We start from the raw sequence: 1084 nt of genomic DNA on the forward strand, positions 1-1084 counted from the left end.
TACAAATGTTACCTATTCCACGAGATGAAAAAGTAACTTCTATAGTGGCAGTTTCTGAATTTACGGATGACAAATTTTTAGTGATGTTGACCAAAGGTGGATATATTAAAAAAACACCTTTATCAGCATTTTCTAATATCCGTTCTAATGGATTAATCGCTATTTCTCTCGCTGAAGGCGACCAATTAAGATGGGTAAGAAGAGCGAAAGTTGATGATAGTGTGATTATTGCTTCTAGTTCTGGGATGGCAATTCACTTTAGAACGGATAATAAGCAATTACGTTCTTTGGGTCGTAATACTAGAGGGGTAAAATCTATGAAACTGATCGAAGATGATGAGTTAATTAGTATGGATATTTTACCCAGTTCAATTTTAGATAAAATTGCTGATGTTGATGAGGAAGAATTAGAGCTAGAAGAAGCAGAATTAGAACTAGAAAATGGAGAAATAGAAGAGGAAGAAACTGAAGAAACTACATCAGTTAATAATAGTGGTCCGTGGGCATTAGTTATTACTACTGGTGGTTATGGAAAGCGGGTGCCAGTTTCTCAATTTACCTTACAAAACCGAGGTGGTAAAGGTCGCATTGCTACTAAGTTTAAGAAGAAGAAACGGAAACAAGATAAATTAGCTTCTTTACGAATAGTCAACGAAACTGAAGAATTAATAATGATTACTACTCGCGGAATTATTATTCGTCAAGCAGTTGACGCTATTTCGATTCAATCTCGTAGTGCTACAGGAGTAAGGGTACAAAAACTAGATGACGCAGATACCATCGCAGAAGTAGCTTTAGTTCCTGCCACTGAAACAGAAGAAATAGAAGATATGGAAGAAATAGATGCAGAAGAAACAGAAGATATAGACCCAGAAGATATGGAAGAGTAAGGAGGTAGGGATAGAGAGTTAAATATAGTTATATAATCCCTCCTTCGGGAGTAAGGAGAAAGGAAAATTGTATGAAATTCTACCCTACTCCTTACTATCATCTATTTATAAATATTTATAAAAGGCAATTTTTTTATAAATATTTATAAATAGATGATAGTAAGGAGTAGGGTAGAATTTCATACAATTTTCCA

Annotated in this window: 1 protein-coding gene; it reads left to right on the plus strand. The window is 34.5% G+C overall.

What is annotated here, in order from left to right:
- A partial coding sequence (locus F6K13_RS34445) for a DNA gyrase C-terminal beta-propeller domain-containing protein (RefSeq protein ID WP_287290136.1) occupies window positions 1–890 on the plus strand: 890 nt, incomplete at its 5' end.
- Window positions 891–1084: the final 194 nt, after the last annotated feature.

It is taken from the genome of Okeania sp. SIO2B9 (assembly GCF_010672505.1).
Lineage (GTDB): Bacteria > Cyanobacteriota > Cyanobacteriia > Cyanobacteriales > Microcoleaceae > Okeania > Okeania hirsuta.